Annotated in this window: 2 protein-coding genes and 1 pseudogene; all 3 read left to right on the top strand. The window is 71.9% G+C overall.

Annotation, left to right across the window (positions count from 1 at the left end; genetic code table 11):
- Positions 1-321 (top strand): alpha/beta hydrolase fold domain-containing protein (locus AB0I67_RS43095; RefSeq protein WP_357936788.1); only part of this gene is annotated, 321 nt, incomplete at its 5' end.
- A 94-nt stretch (positions 322-415) separates the two neighbouring features.
- Complete coding sequence (locus AB0I67_RS43090; protein WP_357936786.1) at positions 416-1,354, top strand: acetoacetate decarboxylase family protein; 939 nt, start codon at positions 416-418, stop codon at positions 1,352-1,354.
- Positions 1,351-1,571, top strand: a pseudogene (gene gabD2 / locus AB0I67_RS43085) (succinic semialdehyde dehydrogenase); the annotation flags it as partial. The gene AB0I67_RS43090 and the pseudogene gabD2, both read left to right, overlap by 4 nt.

Raw genomic sequence — 1,571 nt, 5'->3', positions numbered from 1 at the left:
ATGAAGTGGTTCTGGGACGCCTACACCACCGACCCGGCCCAGCGCGCCGAGGTGTACGCCTCCCCGCTCCAGGCCTCGCTGGAGCAGCTTCGCGGGCTGCCCACCACGCTGGTCATCACCGACGAGGCCGACGTGCTGCGCGACGAGGGCGAGCAGTACGCCAACAAGCTGCGCGAGGCCGGCGTGGACGTGACCTCGGTCCGGGTGGCCGGCATGGTCCACGACTTCCTGCTGCTGGACAGCCTGCGTGACACCCGCGCCGCCAACGTCGCCCGCAAGCTCGCCGTCGACGCCCTGAAGACCGCGCTGCACCCGCGGTAGGCGATCCGTGCCGCTGCCCAGTGTTGACACCGCTCACATGTCGCGCCTACTCTCATGTGTGCACCGCTAACATCGGATTGGAGGAGGTCGAACCATGCCATCGGCACCGACCGACACCGTCGAGGTCAAGCTGGGCAGCCGTACGGTCACCGTCCCCAAGGGCGGCCTGTACGACCGCTACCGGATGGACACCGACCTCGACGAGGTGGCCCGCGACCCGCGCGTCAGCAGCGTGGACTTCTTCCGGCGCCTGCCCAAGACCAGGGCCGACTCCCCCATCGGGCCCACACTGACCCCGAACTTCTACTACCGCGCCTCGACCGCCCGGCTGACGATGCTGGCCCCGTCCCGCGCGATCCGCGACCGGCTGCCGGCCGAGCTGGCGCCGCTGGAGATCGCGCCGGGAGTGGGCCTGGTGTCGGCCATGTTCTTCCGTTACGACGTCTGCGACATCGACTTCTACACCGAGGCCGCCGTCGGCATCGCCGTCCGGCCCGCCCGGCACGGCCGGCTCGGTTTCGTGGACCTGCTCGCCGCCCTGAAGAACGACAGCCTCGACTCCTACGTGCTGTCCCTGCCGGTCAGCACCGAGATCGCCCAGGTGCGCGGGCACGACGGCTACGGCTTTCCCAAGTGGGTCACCGAGCTGGACGTCGACATCGACGCCCGGCGAACCACCGCCCGGGTCGCCAACGACACCGGCGGCACCGACCTGGCGCTCAGCGCCCCCACCCCCCGGCAGCGCGCCCACCCGAGCGGAGCCAGGGTCTCCACGCTCACCTCCTACACCCGGATCGGCGACGCCTGGCACTCCACGCTGAGCCAGACCAACCTGCTCTCCGCCGGAAGCGTCCGCCTGCCCCGCGACCTCGGCCTCCGGCTCGGCCGGGGGCGCCTGTCCGACGACCTGCGTTCGCTGCGGCCGATCAGGACCATCCAGTTCGACGTCGTCACCGAGGGCCAGATCGCCCTGCACCTGCCGGTCCCGTTCTCGGTGCCGAGCCGTACCCGGAAGCCAGGAACCCCTTCATGACCACCGATCGAGCCCTCCAGCCCGCCGCCGCCCTGCCCGCCACGCTCGCCCCGGCCCTCCTCGGCCGGCTGAGCGCCCGGGTCGCCGCCGCTCCGGACGCCGCGCGGGTCACCACGCAGGCCCCCTACACCGGTCTCCCGCTCGCCGACCTCCCGGTCTCCACACCCGCCGACGTCGAGAACGCCTTCATCAGGGCCCGCGCCGCCCAGGCCGCCTG

Origin of the sequence: Nonomuraea sp. NPDC050310 (genome assembly GCF_040655795.1) — a bacterium.
GTDB lineage: Bacteria > Actinomycetota > Actinomycetes > Streptosporangiales > Streptosporangiaceae > Nonomuraea.
This window is presented reverse-complemented; position numbering and strand designations above follow the sequence as displayed.